Source organism: Lachnoanaerobaculum sanguinis, assembly GCF_033242365.1.
Lineage (GTDB): Bacteria > Bacillota > Clostridia > Lachnospirales > Lachnospiraceae > Lachnoanaerobaculum > Lachnoanaerobaculum sanguinis.
Genome location: NZ_BTHK01000028.1, coordinates 1 through 16,849 on the forward strand (window position 1 = coordinate 1; position 16,849 = coordinate 16,849).

General features: G+C 36.3%; 20 protein-coding genes. 18 read left to right on the forward strand and 2 right to left on the reverse strand.

The annotated features are described in order from the left end of the window. Positions 1-163: 163 nt before the first annotated feature. The 16 genes from SBH76_RS13035 to nudC all read left to right on the forward strand — a co-directional run bounded on the left by SBH76_RS13035 (position 164) and on the right by nudC (position 13,452). On the forward strand, positions 164-850 hold the full coding sequence (locus SBH76_RS13035) for an SH3 domain-containing protein (protein WP_317978121.1): 687 nt from the start codon (positions 164-166) through the stop codon (positions 848-850). A gap of 107 nt (positions 851-957) precedes the next feature. Then, the gene (gene vapB / locus SBH76_RS13040) at positions 958-1,185 is read left to right on the forward strand and encodes a type II toxin-antitoxin system antitoxin VapB (protein WP_317978122.1); all 228 of its coding nucleotides are present in this window, start codon (positions 958-960) and stop codon (positions 1,183-1,185) included. Then, the gene (vapC, locus tag SBH76_RS13045) at positions 1,182-1,583 is read left to right on the forward strand and encodes a type II toxin-antitoxin system tRNA(fMet)-specific endonuclease VapC (protein ID WP_317978123.1); all 402 of its coding nucleotides are present in this window, start codon (positions 1,182-1,184) and stop codon (positions 1,581-1,583) included. Before vapB ends, vapC begins: the two co-directional genes overlap by 4 nt. 82 nt (positions 1,584-1,665) lie before the next feature. Further along, on the forward strand, positions 1,666-2,172 hold the full coding sequence (gene rimP, locus SBH76_RS13050; protein WP_317978124.1) for a ribosome maturation factor RimP: 507 nt from the start codon (positions 1,666-1,668) through the stop codon (positions 2,170-2,172). Positions 2,173-2,190: 18 nt separating this feature from the next. Beyond that, positions 2,191-3,366, forward strand: coding sequence for a transcription termination factor NusA (gene nusA, locus SBH76_RS13055; protein WP_317978125.1), 1,176 nt, complete (start codon positions 2,191-2,193; stop codon positions 3,364-3,366). After that, positions 3,344-3,628, forward strand: a complete 285-nt coding sequence (rnpM, locus tag SBH76_RS13060; RefSeq protein WP_317978126.1) for an RNase P modulator RnpM — start codon at positions 3,344-3,346, stop codon at positions 3,626-3,628. The genes nusA and rnpM overlap by 23 nt, the downstream gene beginning before the upstream one ends. Beyond that, on the forward strand, positions 3,615-3,920 hold the full coding sequence (locus SBH76_RS13065; RefSeq protein WP_007593108.1) for a L7Ae/L30e/S12e/Gadd45 family ribosomal protein: 306 nt from the start codon (positions 3,615-3,617) through the stop codon (positions 3,918-3,920). Before rnpM ends, SBH76_RS13065 begins: the two co-directional genes overlap by 14 nt. A 3-nt stretch (positions 3,921-3,923) precedes the next feature. Beyond that, on the forward strand, positions 3,924-6,836 hold the full coding sequence (gene infB / locus SBH76_RS13070; RefSeq protein WP_317978127.1) for a translation initiation factor IF-2: 2,913 nt from the start codon (positions 3,924-3,926) through the stop codon (positions 6,834-6,836). Between the two features lie 15 nt (positions 6,837-6,851). Further along, complete coding sequence (gene rbfA, locus SBH76_RS13075) at positions 6,852-7,223, forward strand: 30S ribosome-binding factor RbfA (protein WP_007593104.1); 372 nt, start codon at positions 6,852-6,854, stop codon at positions 7,221-7,223. Continuing rightward, positions 7,216-8,163, forward strand: coding sequence for a DHH family phosphoesterase (locus SBH76_RS13080; RefSeq protein ID WP_317978128.1), 948 nt, complete (start codon positions 7,216-7,218; stop codon positions 8,161-8,163). Before rbfA ends, SBH76_RS13080 begins: the two co-directional genes overlap by 8 nt. Further along, a complete protein-coding gene (gene truB, locus SBH76_RS13085; RefSeq protein WP_317978129.1) occupies positions 8,156-9,040 on the forward strand; it encodes a tRNA pseudouridine(55) synthase TruB in 885 nt (294 codons plus the stop codon). The genes SBH76_RS13080 and truB overlap by 8 nt, the downstream gene beginning before the upstream one ends. A gap of 12 nt (positions 9,041-9,052) precedes the next feature. Then, a complete protein-coding gene (locus SBH76_RS13090; protein ID WP_007593098.1) occupies positions 9,053-10,003 on the forward strand; it encodes a bifunctional riboflavin kinase/FAD synthetase in 951 nt (316 codons plus the stop codon). 9 nt (positions 10,004-10,012) lie between these two features. Then, positions 10,013-10,336 (forward strand): DUF1292 domain-containing protein, encoded by a 324-nt coding sequence (locus SBH76_RS13095; protein WP_009662326.1) that lies wholly within the window; start codon positions 10,013-10,015, stop codon positions 10,334-10,336. Between the two features lie 61 nt (positions 10,337-10,397). Beyond that, on the forward strand, positions 10,398-11,003 hold the full coding sequence (locus tag SBH76_RS13100; protein ID WP_315085149.1) for a hypothetical protein: 606 nt from the start codon (positions 10,398-10,400) through the stop codon (positions 11,001-11,003). A 104-nt stretch (positions 11,004-11,107) separates the two neighbouring features. After that, positions 11,108-12,571 (forward strand): nicotinate phosphoribosyltransferase, encoded by a 1,464-nt coding sequence (locus tag SBH76_RS13105; protein ID WP_317978130.1) that lies wholly within the window; start codon positions 11,108-11,110, stop codon positions 12,569-12,571. Positions 12,572-12,597: 26 nt separating this feature from the next. Then, entirely contained in the window at positions 12,598-13,452 is an 855-nt protein-coding gene (gene nudC, locus SBH76_RS13110; RefSeq protein ID WP_317978131.1) for an NAD(+) diphosphatase, read from the forward strand. Between the two features lie 23 nt (positions 13,453-13,475). Here nudC and SBH76_RS13875 read toward each other — a convergent pair whose 3' ends face one another. Next, on the reverse strand, positions 13,476-13,865 hold the full coding sequence (locus SBH76_RS13875; RefSeq protein WP_317978132.1) for a DUF2752 domain-containing protein: 390 nt from the start codon (positions 13,863-13,865) through the stop codon (positions 13,476-13,478). Between the two features lies 1 nt (position 13,866). Further along, complete coding sequence (locus SBH76_RS13120; protein WP_315085144.1) at positions 13,867-14,241, reverse strand: DUF4234 domain-containing protein; 375 nt, start codon at positions 14,239-14,241, stop codon at positions 13,867-13,869. Positions 14,242-14,601: 360 nt separating this feature from the next. Between SBH76_RS13120 and SBH76_RS13125 the strand changes: the two genes are divergently transcribed. Together SBH76_RS13125 and SBH76_RS13130 are read left to right on the forward strand one after the other, a co-directional pair. Beyond that, positions 14,602-16,023, forward strand: a complete 1,422-nt coding sequence (locus tag SBH76_RS13125; RefSeq protein ID WP_317978133.1) for an AAA family ATPase — start codon at positions 14,602-14,604, stop codon at positions 16,021-16,023. Further along, positions 15,986-16,663, forward strand: a complete 678-nt coding sequence (locus SBH76_RS13130) for a hypothetical protein (RefSeq protein WP_317978134.1) — start codon at positions 15,986-15,988, stop codon at positions 16,661-16,663. Before SBH76_RS13125 ends, SBH76_RS13130 begins: the two co-directional genes overlap by 38 nt. Positions 16,664-16,849: the final 186 nt, after the last annotated feature.

Consider the following 16,849-nt stretch of genomic DNA (forward strand, 5'->3'; position numbering starts at 1 on the left):
GAACGAATAGTGATGACGTTTTATTTGGTGCACCCATTATTACTATATATCTGCCCTGTATGAGGTAAAGATCACTCCATAACCTTAGTTCTATTCAATGACAGGTATCAAAAAGTATTGAATTTATTAAAAAACACTTGATTATATGGAGAGTGGAGGTTTTATGAGAAAAATAATATATTTAATTTGTGTATTTGTAAGTATATGTATTTTGTCAGGTTGCGGTTCAAAAAGTGTTACCATAAAATTTGGAGGTGATACTGAAACCGTAGCAGAAAGTAAGGATGAGTCCGGAACGGAAGAGGAGAGCAACATAGCTGAGAAGTCTGCTGTTCAGGAAACGGTAGCAGAGGTTGCACATTCAGAATCTTTGCAGGAGACTCAGCCTCAAACTGTAGCTGCTACTCAGGCACAGGTTTTGACAACTCTTTATGTAGTGAATTGTAATGAAAGCATTACGCTTCGTGTATCAGATTCCACAAATGCAAAGGAGATAAAGCAGATACCTTTAGGTGCGGCGGTAAGCTTTATGGAGAATGCGGCAAACGGTTTTTATAAAGTAAGTTACAATGGAAGCACAGGTTATGCACTGGCATCATATTTAAGTGTCGACCCGTACAATCATTATGTTGCATCTACAAAAGCAAGCACGGTATGGTCAGGAAAAGTGGTAAGATGCAATGAATATATAACACTTCGTAGGACTCCAAGCACAAAGGGAGAGGAGATTACAAAGATTCCGCTTGGAGCTATAGTTACAGTTTATAGCGGAGCGGATAACGGATTTTACTATATAGATTATGACGGATTTGAAGGCTATGCATTGGCAGGATATATTGATGCATATTGATATTCTATTGTTCAGTAAGCTGTATTATTTGGTATAAGGATCAGCATTATAAATATTGACTAGATATATATCGTGATATATACTACTTGTGAAAGGACGGTGATTTTATGTTGTCGGCAAAAATTTTTGAAAATGGTAGAAGTCAAGCGGTAAGATTACCTAAGGAGTATAGATTTTGCTGTGATGAAGTTATGGTAAATAAAATTGGTGATATATTGATTTTATTGCCGAAAAACGGTAAGTGGGATTCATTTATTACAGCCATAGATATGTTTTCAGATGATTTTATGGCTGACAGAGGAGAAATCTCGGATCAAAAGAGAGAAGAACTATGAGATATATGTTGGATACAAATATATGCATATATATAATAAAGAATAAACCGGAGAGTGTAGTAAAAGAACTGAAAAGACATGATCCTACGGAAATATGTATTTCCGCTATAACATATGCGGAGCTTATACATGGTGTCGAGAAAAGTATGGCAGTTGATAAAAACAGACTTGCGCTAACATTGCTGTTGTCGAATATAGAGGTATTGGATTTTGATATTAATGCAGCAAATAATTATGGAAAGATAAGGACATATTTGGAAAAACAAGGAACACCGATAGGTCCTCTTGATATGATGATAGCTGCTCATGCACAGTCGCTAGGTTATTCTATAGTAACCAACAATATTAAAGAGTTTATGAGAGTACCAAATTTAGAAGTATGTAATTGGGTCAAGTAAGTATGAAATCTGATTTTCCCCTTGCATTTATGTAAGAAATGTGCTATAGTGATTAAAATATGTTTGACGGGAAAGTGGGCCGATGGGTCCACTTTTTTATGCATATGAAAGGATAGAAATGAGCAAAAGTGAAACTTATGTAAAAAGAACGGAAGAGTTCTTGGAAAAACTTAGCAGTGAGCTCCAATTTGAAGTGGTGGATGTCGAGTTTGTAAAAGAGGCGGGAGAGTACTACTTAAGAGCATACTGTGATATGGACAAAGAAGGCGGCATAGGAATAGATGACTGTGTCGAAATTTCAAGGCATCTTAGCGATTGGCTGGATGAAAAGGACTTTATTGAAGAGGGATATATTCTGGAGGTTTCCTCTCCGGGACTTGGAAGAGCACTGAAAAAAGACAAGGATTTCATAAGAGAACTTGGAAAGGAAGTGGAACTCAAGCTCTATAAGGCAAGAGAAGGTGTTAAAGATTTTGAAGGAATATTAAAGGCTTTTGACGGTGAAAACATTACCGTAGAAACAGAAGGTGGAGACGAAGTCTTTACAAAAAAAGAAATTGCAAATATCAGATTAAAGATAGATTTTTAACGGAGGATAATACTAAGGATGAATAAGGAATTACTGGAGGCACTTGATCTCCTGGAAAAAGAGAAAAATATAAGTAAGGCGGCAATTTTGGAAGCTATTGAGAACTCTTTAATTTCCGCATGTAAAAACAATTTCGGAACAGCGGATAATGTAAAGGTAAGTGTAAATCCTGACACATGTGATTATTCCATAATACAGGCAAAAGAAGTTGTAGAGACTTTGGGCAGCAAGCCTACTATAGAAGACAAGGCAACAAAGATATCACTTGCAGATGCCAGAATGCAAAATCCTAATTTAAGCATCGGTGATACAGTACTTGTACCGGTTATTTCAAAGGAATTCGGAAGAATCGCCGCCGGAGTTGCCAAAAATGTTATCTTACAAAAGATAAGAGAAGAAGAGAGAAAAGTGATATTCAACGACTACTATATGAAGGAAAGAGATATAGTAAGCGGTGTTGTTACCAGATTTATGGGTAAGAATATTGCAATTAATCTCGGAAGAATAGATGCCGTGCTTGCAGAGAGTGAGCAGGTAAAAGGAGAAGAATTAAAACTCGGAGACAGATTGAAGGTGTTTGTGTTGGAGGTAAAGGACAATCCTAAGGGACCGAGAATATCTGTATCAAGAACACATCCCGAATTTGTAAAGAGACTCTTCGAGTCTGAAGTACCTGAAATCAGAGACGGAGTGGTAGAGATAAAGTCAATCTCAAGAGAGGCCGGATCGAGAACAAAGATTGCCGTATGCAGCCATGAAGCCGATATTGACCCTGTAGGTGCCTGTGTAGGTGTTGACGGTGTCAGAGTAAATGCTGTAGTGGAAGAGCTTAGAGGAGAGAAAGTCGATATAGTAAACTGGGATGAAAATCCGGGATACTTGATAGAGAATGCACTTTCACCTGCAAAAGTAATTGCTGTTGTGGCGGATGAAGAAACAAAAGAAGCTGATGTAATAGTTCCTGATTATCAGCTTTCACTTGCTATCGGTAAGGAAGGACAGAATGCAAGACTTGCAGCCAGACTTACAGGATATAAGATAGATATAAAGAGTGAGAGCCAGGCAAGAGAAATGGGAGTATTTGATTCTTTGGACGGCAGTGATGATATGCCTGTTGACGAGGGATATACACCGGATACTGAAGAATTTGATGCTGAGGCAGAAACAAAAGATGACAACGACATTGAAGAATAAAACACCTCAAAGAAAATGCATCGGATGTAATGAGTCAAAGCCTAAAAAAGAATTGATACGAATAGTAAGGACACCTGAAGGAGAGATGCTTTTAGACAGCACCTGCAGAGCAAACGGAAGAGGTGCTTATATATGCAATAATATAGATTGTCTGCAAAAAGCAATAAAGACCAAGGGACTTAACAGAGCATTTAAGATGAATGTTGATAATGATGTTTTATTAAAGCTTAGTGAGGAGATGGCGGAACTTGGCAAGAGATAGGATATTAAATTTAATCGGACTTGCTATGAAAGCAGGTAAAGTGGTGTCGGGAGAGTTTTCAGTTGAAAAGTGCATAAAATCCGGTAAAGCGAGGCTGGTAATAATAGCATCGGACGCATCTGAAAACACGAAGAAGAAATTTGAAGACAAATGTAAATTTTATCATGTTCCTATATTAATATATTCCACAAAGGAAGATTTGGGAATGATTTTGGGCAAAGGGCTTAGATCATCAATAACATTAACTGAGGACGGATTTAAAAATGCAATATTAAAAATCACGGAGGAATGATAATTGAGAGTAAACGATCTGGCAAAAGAATTAGGCAAAAATAATAATGAGTTGACAGCATATTTGAAGGAGAACGGCATATCAAAGGTGGCCATGTCAAATATATCAGCTGATGAAGAAAAAATGCTTAGAGAAAAATTCAATAAAATAGATGGAAATAAAGTAGTGAATAATAATAAAGAAAATATGGAAAACAATAGAACGGTAGAGACTACACAGGAAGTATCGGAAACAAAGAAGGAGGAAGCGCCTAAGAAAAAGGTTGTAGTATTCAGACCGCAGAATGCACAGCAGATGCCTGCAAAAAAGTCGGGTTCAAAATCTGCGCAGGCTCCTAAGAAGAATACAAAAAAGGATGCGGAAGCAACAAAGCAGCCTCAAAAGAAGGCTACGGAAGAGAAGAAAACCGACGTTTCAAAATCCGATATTTCAAAAGAAATAAAGAAAGAAGAAAAGGTGGTTGAGACTGTAAAGACAGAGGAAGTTGTTACAGCAAAAGAGCCTGTAGCAAATGTAGAGAGTAAAACACCTGTTGCTACAGAGGAGAAGAAGGCACAAGCACCGGTTTTAGAGAGTATAGAGCCTGCTAAACCTAGAAATGTCTATGCGGAGATGGAAGCCGCTAAAAAAGCTAAGGAAAGTGCTCAGCCTATAAGAAATATCTTCAAAGAAAGAGAAGAAAGAGATAAGGCAAGAGGTAAGGATTCCCGTCCGCAAAACAGAGATAAAAAGCCTTTTAACAAAGATAAGGACCAAAAGGGAAACTTTAAGAACGACAGAAACTCAAAGGGCAGAGACGGTGCCGGAAATAACGACAGAAACAGAAACTTTGCCGGAAAAGACAATAAAAACTTCCAGGGTTCAAATGACAGAAACAACAGAAATGACAGAAATAAGGATTTCTCCAAGGATGAGAATACCGGCAGAAGTTTCGGAAACAACAAGCAGCAGGGATTTAAGAAAAATGATGCTGCAGCAGGAGTTCCCGTACTTGACGGCTTAGGAAAGAAGACTTCCAACAGAGTAAATAAGAATAATTTCAAAAATAATAACAAGAACGATAAGAAGCACAGAACCGAGGACGGTCCTGCAAAGGGCAAGGTGAGCAAGCATCCGTTTATAATGCCTGTAAAGCAAAAGGTTGAAGAGGTACAGGATGATATCAAAGAAATCATCATTCCTGAGACAATTACAATCAAGGAGTTTGCTTCAAAGCTTAAGCTTCAGCCGTCAACAATTGTAAAGAAGCTTTTCTTAAAAGGCCAGATAGTTACACTTAATACGGAGCTTACTTTCGAGCAGGCTGAAGAGATTGCTCTTGAGTATGATGTAATCTGTACTATGGAGGAGAAGGTAGATGTTATCGGCGAGCTTTTGGCGGAGGCTGAGGATCCTGAAGAGACTTTGGTGTCAAGACCGCCTGTAGTGGTTGTAATGGGCCATGTCGATCACGGTAAAACATCACTTCTTGATGCTATAAGAAAAACTAATGTTACCAGCAGAGAAGCCGGAGGTATTACACAGCATATCGGTGCCTATATGGTAAAAATAAACGGAGAGCCTATAACATTCCTTGATACACCGGGACATGAGGCGTTTACAGCAATGCGTATGCGTGGTGCACAGGCTACAGATATTGCAATACTTGTAGTAGCTGCAGATGACGGTGTAATGCCGCAGACTGTAGAGGCTATAAACCATGCAAAGGCGGCAGGAGTTGAAATAATAGTTGCTATCAATAAGATAGACAGACCGGCTGCAAATATTGACAAGGTAAAGCAGGAACTTTCAGAGTATGAGCTTATACCTGAAGATTGGGGCGGTTCTACCATTTTCGTACCTGTATCCGCAAAGAACGGTGACGGTATATCAAATCTCTTGGAGATGGTAATACTTACAGCGGAAGTAAAGGAGCTTAAGGCAAATCCTAACAGAAAAGCAAGAGGTCTTGTAATAGAGGCGGAGCTTGACAAGGGTAAGGGACCTGTAGCGAGAATACTTGTTCAAAAGGGTACTCTTCATGTAGGAGATTTCATAGCGGCAGGATCATGTTCAGGTAAGGTTCGTGCCATGATGAATGATAAGGGAGTAAAAGTAAAGTCGGCAGGACCTTCAACACCTGTTGAGATTTTGGGACTTGACAGCGTACCGAATGCCGGTGAAGTATTTGTAGCTACAGAAAACGATAAGGAAGCAAAGGCATTTGCGGCTACATTTATCTCGGAGAGCAAGAATAAGCTTATCGAAGATACAAAGGCCAAGCTTTCACTTGACGATCTCTTCAGTCAGATTAAGGCGGGAAATGTCAAGGAACTTCCTATAGTTGTGAAGGCTGACGTTCAAGGTTCTGTAGAGGCTGTAAAGCAGTCACTTACAAAACTTTCAAATGAAGAAGTTGCCGTAAAGGTAATCCATGGCGGTGTAGGTGCAATTAACGAGAGTGACGTTGTACTTGCGGCTGCAAGTAATGCGATTATTATCGGATTTAATGTAAAGCCGGATCAGATGGCAAAGGCTACAGCGGAAAGAGAAAATGTAGACCTTAGACTTTACAGAGTAATCTATCAGGCAATTGAAGATATAGAGAGCGCTATGAAGGGAATGCTTGAGCCTATCTATGAGGAGAAGGTTATCGGACATGCTGAAATCAGACAGATCTTTAAGGCTTCAGGCGTAGGTAATATCGCAGGAAGCTATGTGCTTGACGGTAAGTTTGTAAGAGGCTGTAAGGTAAGAATTACAAGAGACGGAGAGCAGATCTTTGACGGAAATCTTGCATCACTTAAGAGATTCAAGGATGATGTTAAGGAAGTTGCAACAGGATATGAATGTGGTCTTGTATTTGAAAAGTTCAATGATATTAAGGAATTTGACCAGGTAGAAGCATATGCTATGGTAGAGGTTCCAAGATCATAATAAAGAAAGGAATGTATGAGAAAGAACAGTTTAAAGTCTACTATGATCAACTCGGAGGTAATGAAAACCGTATCTGAAATCATAAGAGGTGATGTAAAGGACCCAAGAGTCGCACCTATGACAAGTGTAACAGATGCGGAAGTTACCACAGACTTAAAATACGCAACAATTTATGTCAGCGTATTGGGTGATGATGAGCAGTCAAAGAAGACATTACAAGGTCTTAAATCTTCTTCAGGATTTATAAGAAAAGAACTTGCAAGAAGATTAAACTTAAGAAATACTCCTGAATTAAAATTTGTTTTGGATGAGTCATTGGCTTACGGCATGAAAATGGACAAGCTGATAGATGAAGTAATAAAAAAAGATGAGAAGGGCAATGAATAAACTAATAGAGCTTATTGAAAATGCAAAAAATATAGCTATAACAGGTCATGTAAGCCCTGACGGAGACTGTACAGGATCCACCTTGGGATTGTATAACTATATAACAGAAAATTTTGAAGACAAGAATGTAAAAGTATGTATTGAAAAGCCTTCAATGAAGTTTTCATTTATGAACGGGTTTGAGCTGATAAGTGAGGATCCGTTTATGGAGGCCGACTTACTTGTTTCTTTAGATGCGTCAGACAGAGAAAGGCTTGGAAGCAGAGGTGTAATGCTTGAGAGTGCCGCACAAAGCATATGCATAGACCATCATATCACCAATACAAAGTTTGCAAAATTTAATATAGTGGAAGATTTCAGAAGTTCTACTTGTGAACTCTTGTACACTTTGCTGGATAGTGATAAAGTAAGTGTAGAGACTGCAAAATGCTTATATACAGGTATAGTCCATGATTCCGGAGTGTTTAAATATCAATCCACCACAAAGGAAACCATGGATATAGCCGGAGAGCTGATTTCAAAAGGTTTTGATTTCACAAAAATCATAGATGATACATATTTTAAAAAAGATTTTAATGCGAGCAAGCTTTTGGGACTGGTACTTACAAATTCAAAATTGGAGTTTGAAGGTAAGTGCTGCTACGGTGTTCTGGATTATGATACCTGGAGTAAGTATATTTCAGATAAAAAGAAAATGGATGGAATCATAGACAATCTGAGAAATATAGACGGTGTGGAGATTGCATTATTTATGTATGAGACCGCTAAAGATGAATACAAAGTAAGTTTGCGTTCTATAAATAAAAATGTCAGCAGTATTGCGGCTGCACTTGGCGGAGGCGGTCATATCAGAGCCGCCGGCGCTACAGTGTACGGCAAGGCTGATGAAATTTTAAAAAACACACTATTGCCTATGATTGAGAAAGAATTGAATGGCTAAGAATGCTTATAACGGAATAATAAATATATTCAAAGAAAAAGGATTTACATCTCATGATGTTGTAGCAAAAATGAGAGGAATTCTTAAGCAAAAGAAAATCGGGCATTCGGGAACATTGGACCCGGATGCTGTCGGTGTACTTCCGGTATTGTTAGGCAATGCTACCGTATTGTCGGATATGTTGACTGACAAGTCGAAAGAATACGAGGCGGTACTGCTTTTAGGAGTGTCTACAGATACACAGGATACTTCAGGAGAAATTTCGGAAAAAAAAGACACTTCACATTTGACCGAGGATGAAGTTAAAGAGGTAATAAATTCATTTCTTGGAGAGTATATGCAGCTTCCACCTATGTATTCGGCATTAAAAGTAGGCGGAAAAAAGCTTGTTGATCTGGCAAGAGAAGGCAAGGAAGTAAAGAGAGAACCGAGAAAAGTTGAAATTTTCCATATTGATATAATCGATATGGATTTGCCGAGAGTAAAGTTTAAGGCCAAAGTATCTAAGGGAACTTATATCAGAACTCTATGCCATGATATAGGAGAAAAACTTTCGGTAGGCGGTTGTATGGAGTCTCTTGTCAGAAAGAGAGTGGACAGATTTGATATAGACGGGGCAATTACCCTAAAACAACTGGAATCAGAGAGAGATAATATAGATAAAAGGATAATGAGCGTGGAAGAGTATTTTTCCTTCCTGCCAAAAATAAATACCTCCCCTGACTTTGATAAATATCTGCATAACGGAAATAAATTAAAATTTGAAAAAGATTTTGAAGACAGTGACTTATATAGAGTCTATGATTCTAATGACATATTTATTGCAATATATAAAAAAGAATCGGATGAATTAAAGCCATTCAAGATGTTTTTATAGATAGGTGATAATGTGATTACATTTATAAATACTACAGACATAAAGATAACAGAGAGAACAGCTGTTGCTATAGGGAAATTTGACGGTGAGCATAGGGGACACAGAAAATTATTCAGAACACTGAAGGAAGAGGCTAATAAAAAGGGTTTAAAGACTGTAGTTTTTTCTTTCAAAACTTTACCGTCAAATATTGTAAGAAATAATCATACCACACAGATATTTACAAATGTGGAAAGACAAAAAAAATTGGAAGAACTTGGAATTGATTATTATATAGAATATCCTTTTGATATGGATATTGCAAAGCTGTCAGGTGAAGAGTTTTTGACAGATATCCTTATCAAAAAACTTGGTATGGCTGTGATAGTTGCAGGAGCTGATGCGGCTTTTGGATATAAAAAGAGCGGAAATGTTGAGCTTTTGAACAGATTGTCAAAGACTTTGGGATATGATGTAAAGATAATTGAAAAGGAAAAGGATGATTTCCATAATGATATAAGCTCAACACTTATAAGATCAAAGCTTGATGAGGGCGATATGGAAGAAGCAAATAAGCTTCTTGGAGGAATATACTCTATAAGCGGTGTTGTTGAGGAGGGAAATAAGATAGGGGCGACCATAGGTTTTCCGACCTTAAATATTTTCCCTTCAAACCAGAAGCATCTGCCCAAGTACGGAGTTTATGCATCCAGAGTAAGAATCGGTGATGATGATACTCTTTATCTCGGACTTACAAATGTCGGATCAAATCCAAGTATTGAAAATGATAAAAAAAATCATATTTCAAGAGTTGAGACATACCTGTATAACTTTGAAGCAAACCTTTACGGCAGAGAAATAGAGGTATATCTTTATAAATATATAAGACCTGAGATGAAATTCGGAAGTCTTGAGGAATTAAAAAACCAAATAAGTAATGATAAACAGGAAGTTTTAAACTTCCTTAACAGTCAAGTAAAATAAAGGAGAACTATGGACGATAAGAATTTATTTGAAAACGGTATAGTGGAAGAAGGTAATGTTTCAGTATCTATAACACTTGAGGATGATACTGTACTTGAATGTGTTGTGCTCAACATTTTCAGTGCAGGAGACAGAGAGTATATTGCGGTAATGCCTGAGGATGACAATGATGAGGGGACTGTATATCTTTACAGATACTCGGAGACCGAGGACGGACAGCCTGAGCTTACCAATATAGAGACCGATGAAGAATATGAGATAGTTGCAGATGCTTTTGACGAGCTTCTTGATGAGGAAGAGTTTGAAGACCTGCTTGGTGAAGAAGATTTATAGATTTTAGATTGGAGCAATATAGTACGATTGTATTATATTGCTCCAAAATTTTAGAGAGAATATGAAAAAAGAACTGGATTATTTTTATATTGACGGAAAATACGGATGGAATCAGGAAGATTTCAAAAATCTGTGGATGAATAAGGGCGGATGCGCCTGTGTTACAGCCTGTGACAGCTTTGTTTATATGAGAAAGTATTTGGGTAAAGATAAGCTTTATCCATATGATATAGAGAATGTGAACTCACTTGATTATGTGGATTTTTCAAATGATGTAAAGCCTTATTTAAGGCCAAGGTGGACAGGCATAGACAGACTTGAGATATATGTTGACGGTATAAGTGATTTCTTGGAAGATATTGATGAACACAGTATAAGTTTGTCTGAGTTTTCAGGTGATAATGATATCGAGGATGCCGTTAAGATTGTAAAATCTCAGATAGATAAAAAAATGCCGATACCCATGCTTGTACTGATGCATAAAAATCCTAAATTTAAAGATTTCGTGTGGCATTGGTTCTTACTTACAGGATATGAGGAAGACGGCGAAAAATTTATGGTTAAAGTTGTAAGTTATGGAAGTTACAGATGGTTTGACTTTAAAGAGCTGTGGAATACAGGGCATAAACGCAAGGGCGGACTTATATTGTTTAATGAAAACAAGTGATTTATCTTAGATTAAAATTAATTAGCTTGACAATACACTAAATAAAGCATAGATTGATAGGGATAAGGCTTGTGTAGTTGCCGGAAAAAGGATGGAATAATAGAATGGAAAAAAGAAATTTGACACTGTTGACTGACTTGTATGAACTTACAATGATGCAGGGCTACCATTTGGAAAATAATGTAAACGAAACGGTTATTTTTGATATGTTCTACAGATCAAATCCGAATAAAAACGGATATGCTATCTGTGCAGGACTTGATCAGGTGATAGATTATATTGAAAATTTGCATTTTGACGATGAAGATATTGAATATCTCAGAAAGACAAAGCTTTTTAGAGATGATTTCCTTGAGTATCTCAGAGATTTTAAATTCACAGGTGATATCTATGCTATACCTGAGGGAAGTGTTATATTCCCAAGAGAACCGCTTGTAAAGGTCATTGCACCTATAATGCAGGCACAGCTTATAGAGACAGCACTTTTAAATATCATAAATCACCAGTCACTTATAGCAACAAAAGCCGCCAGAGTGGTTTTGGCCGCAGACGGTGACGGAGTAATGGAGTTCGGACTTAGAAGGGCACAGGGACCTGATGCAGGTATCTACGGTGCAAGAGCGGCTGTGATAGGAGGTTGTGTAGGAACAAGTAATGTGCTTTGCGGAAGAATGTTTGACGTACCGATACTTGGAACACATGCTCACAGCTGGATAATGAGTTTCCCCGATGAGCTTTCAGCATTCAGAACCTATGCAAAGACCTTCCCGACAGCATGTACACTTTTGGTGGATACATATGATACCCTAAAATCAGGTGTACCGAATGCTATAACTGTATTTAAGGAGATGAGGGCTGCCGGGATACCTCTAAAGAATTACGGTATCAGACTTGACAGCGGAGACCTTGCATACCTTTCAAAGAGAGCCAAGGAGATGCTTGATGAAGCAGGCTTTGAGGATGCAGTTATATCGGCTTCAAATGATTTGGACGAGAATATTATATCTTCATTGAAATTGCAGGGCGCCACAATCAACAGATGGGGTGTAGGTACAAACCTTATTACATCAAAAGATTGTCCGGCATTTGGAGGAGTATATAAGCTTGCGGCAGTTATGAATGAAAAAACAGGAGAGTTTATTCCTAAGATAAAACTGTCGGAGAATGCCGAGAAGATAACAAATCCGGGAAATAAGAAAATATATAGAATTTACAATAAAAAGACAGGCAAGATAATAGCCGATTATATCTGTTTGGAAGAGGAGAATCTGTCTACAGACGAGTCACTTATGCTCTTTGATCCGGTTGAGACATGGAAGAGAACAAAGCTTAATGCAGGTTCATTTGAGACTAAGGAACTTTTGTTACCGATATTTAAAAAAGGTGAATGTGTATACAAATCTCCTTCGGTAATGGAAATAAGAGAATTTTGTAAAAAAGAGCTTGATACCCTTTGGGATGAGTCAAAGAGACTTGCATATCCTCATGAGACATATGTTGACCTTTCACAGAAGCTGTGGGATATGAGATATGAGCTGTTACAAAAGTATAATTATCAGGAGTTATAGATTTAAGCAGTAAAAGAAAGAGTAGTATGATACAGGAAATATATCCGAAAGTATTTTATCCTGAATATAGGAGAAAGAAAGCCACAAAGGAAAATAATAAAAAGTCATTTGTTTTACATTTTGAGTACAATAAGATAATGCTTATAAAAGATGCATTGACAGGAGCATTGAGTATTCCGAGATTTGAAGATTTGGAAGACGAAGATGAAAATTTATATGAAAAATCCTACTATGTAAACTCTGTAGACGATGAGGAATTTTATCTGGTAGATGATATAAGTATTCCTGAGTTTGGCGGATTCTATATGGAGGGAATACAGGTTTTGCGTGAGTTTGAGCCTCGTTATCAGGCTTTTGCAAGTGTAAGTGCATCACAGGTATACAGATGGATGCAGAGCAGAAAATATTGCGGATACTGCGGTACAAAGACTGAAAAGTCTGCGACTGAAAGAGCATTGATTTGCCCGAAGTGTAAGAACATAGAATACCCTAAGATATCTCCTGCAGTTATAGTAGCGATCAGAAACGGAAACAAACTGCTTCTTACAAAGAATGCAAAAGGTACGTATAAGTATTATGCCTTAGTTGCAGGCTTTGTTGAAGTAGGTGAAACACTTGAAGAAGCTGTTGCAAGAGAGGTAAAGGAAGAGGTCGGACTTAAGGTAAAAAATGTAAGACCTTATAAATCACAACCATGGTCGTTTTCAGATACCATCATGCTTGCATTTATTGCGGATTTGGACGGAGATGACAAAATCACATTGCAGGAAGAAGAGTTATCTGAAGCAAGGTGGTTTGAGAGGGAAGATGTACCTGTACTGCCTTTCCATATAAGCGTAGGACATGAGATGATTCAAAAGTTCAGAGACGGTGAAATATAAAAAAGTCGGGTTTTCCCGACTTTTTATGGTAGTCTGTACGGATAAAAAGGAAGGTTCCTTATTACTCCATATATTAATAATATAACAATTATAACAATCATGATATTGTTTTCAAGTTTACTTATTTTTCTTTGGCCGGTCTTTATATATCGTAATTGATAAAAAATATAGTAGATTACGATTAAAGGAAAAAGAAATACAAGTATCTGATTATAGTAAAAAGCGGACCTTATATCACCGTGAGAAAGTGATACACACATTCTGCTGACCCCACAGCTTGGACAATCCAAATGAGTTATAGTCTTAAACGCGCATGGGATACGGATATGAATAAAATACAGTATATATAAAAAAATACCAAGGCAAGAAATTGCAATGGTATTTTTTATTACTCTTTTAATTCTGTCTTGCATATTAGAATGGAGACTTGTTGCTATCGCTTTCTGCAAGCTTATTGATAGTATCCTGCATTAAAGCATATGTTACAATTGCAAGACCGAAGAATGCAAGTACAACATAAAGAATAGGACGGCTTTCTGCTGTTCTTCCTGTCTCTACCATCTTCTGATCCAAAATTGTACCTGATTTATACACCCAGTATAAGAAGAAAAGTCCGCAAGTAACAAAACTGAGAACAATAACAAGTACAGGTGACATTGCGTTAGGATCGTCTGATATTGCATTGATATCAGTTGCGATGCAATAAAGCCAATAAATCCCATAGATACCACATGTTACGATAGATAAAATTATACATGTGACAATATTTTTACTTTGTAAAGTACTCATAAAAATACTCCTTTCAAAATAATGGTATTTTTACATGTAAGCCTGTTAGAGAAATCAAACATACATGTACCATTTTGTTAAATTCGAAGAAATTTTAACAAAAAAATATAACATAGTAAATACCATAAATATAATTGTAAAGATTTATAAAGAATAATGTAATAATAAAATAATACAGTATGAGAAGGGTTATATTATTAAATAGAACATTGGAAAGCTCATAAATGGATACAAAATAAAATAGATAATCAAGCAAAATAGAATTGGAAATACTAAAAAGGAATAAAAAATACTTAAAATAGAATTATATTGAGAAAAATGATTTGATATGCTAATATATAAATATATGGAGGTGGTTTTATGTGGAAGGGTATTGTTAGATTGTCATCTTTAACAATAAAAAATATTAAGAATGTAAAAAACGGTACAATTATCATGCCACATGAAAACGATAGAAGTTTGGATTGTGGCGGTGCGGAAATACTTGGTATCTATGGACAAAACGGTTCGGGAAAGACTGCAATTGTTGATACATTTTCATTTCTTCAACAAATTATGATTGGCGAGGAATTAGACACTAAAATATCTGATTATATTGATACGGATTCAGAAAGCGCCGAGGTAAATGCAGAGTTTAATATATTCAGTGAAAATACTTTATATGAAGTTGGATACAATATAATTTTTGCTAAGAGTGACGACGGAATATTTATTGATAGAGAATATATAAATTGTGCAATAAATTATGACGGAAGCAGAACAAATAAAAATATCTTTATGGACTATAAGAGAAATGACAATGAAGCTATTTTTAAGCCACAGAAAAGACTTGAGGAATTGATTGGAAAGAATAAGGATATTAAAACAGATCTTATTGTAGCAAAGAAAATGGCTGAAAAGAGTAATTGTTCATATATATTTGGAGAAAACAGTAGAGAAATCTTCTTCAATAATGTATCAGATAAGTTTAAAAATTATGAATTTGTTTTGAAGGCGTTATTTAGATTTGCGGTTAGAGATTTATTTGTAATTGATAATTCACACTCAGGTATGATTTCGACTAATGTTTTGTTACCGATGTCTTTTCGTGTAGATAAAGAAAAAGTAGGAATGAAAGGAGATTTTGCAGTACCTTTGATGGAGCCTTTTGTATTGGACAGTGAACGAAAGGAGCTTCTTGGGGAGATTGTAGATCAAATCAATACAGTCCTTTATACAATAATTCCGGGAATGAGAATAGATATTAAAGACTACGGTAAGCAGACTTTGGACTCCGGTGAAGAGGGATGGAAAGTTGAGCTTATGTCTGTAAGAGGAGATAAGAAACCTATCCCAATAAGAATGGAATCAGACGGTATTATTAAAATAATTTCAATTTTAAATGCTCTTATACAGGCATTTAGCAATTCTTCAATATGCCTTGTTATAGATGAGTTGGATGCCGGAATATTTGAGTATCTGTTAGGTGAGTTATTGGATATTTTTTCAAAGAGTGCCAAGGGTCAGTTGATTTTTACATCTCATAATCTTCGTGCTCTTGAGATGCTTGATAAAGAAAGTATTATGTTTTCGACAGTCAATCCTGATAACAGATATATTCATATGAAAAATGTTAAAGATTCAAATAACCTAAGAAGTATGTATATAAGAAGTATAACTCTTGGTGGTCAGGAAGAGACGATTTATGAAGAAACAGACAGCTTAAAGATATCCAGAGCATTCAGAAAAGCAGGTAAACTTTTATATGAAGAGAGAAAAAAAAGTTGTAATGGTAATAGTTGAAGGTCCCAGTGATGAAAGTGCAATGGGAGGTATTTTAAAAGAATATTTCTCATCTAAGGAAGTTCAATTTGCAGTGGTTCATGGTGATATTACGTCAGACTATGATACTACAAGAGATAATGTACTGATAAAAATTGGAAATAAAGTAGAAGAAATCAGAAGTAGGTACGGATATCATTTGAGCGATTTTGTCAGCATAATTCATATAGCAGATACAGACGGTGTATTTACAAAAGAATGTATAAAGAAAAGTGAAGTCAAGAATATACAATATTATGAGGATCGTATTGAAGCTTTTAATATTTTGGAAGTAGAGAAGAGGAATCTACATAAGTCTGAAATTCTTTCAAAGCTCTATTCGACAGGAAAAGTTAAAGATATCAATTACAGGATTTACTTCAATTCCTGTAACCTTGAGCATGTATTATATAATGAACTGAAAGACTTTACAGATTATGAGAAAGAAATACTTTCAGATGACTTTGCAGAAAAGTATGAGGGAGAAGTTGAAGCATTTATTGAATTTATATCCGATTCCAACATTGCGGTTACGGGTACATATAAAAATACCTGGAAATTTATAGAAAAGGATATGAATTCACTTCATAGGCATTCTAATATGCATTTAATATTTAAATGATACCGGTAAGAAGATTTACAGTATAATCTATTGCTTTGTAAAAGAACATATGATCCTGTCTTTGACAGTTTCAAAAGTTAAAATGCCCTTGAACCCCAGTATTTTACTGGCTTTCAGGGCATTTTTATTTCGTTTTGAAAATAAAAAAATAGTATTTTATTTTCCTTTGCTTTGTTTTTGTATTGT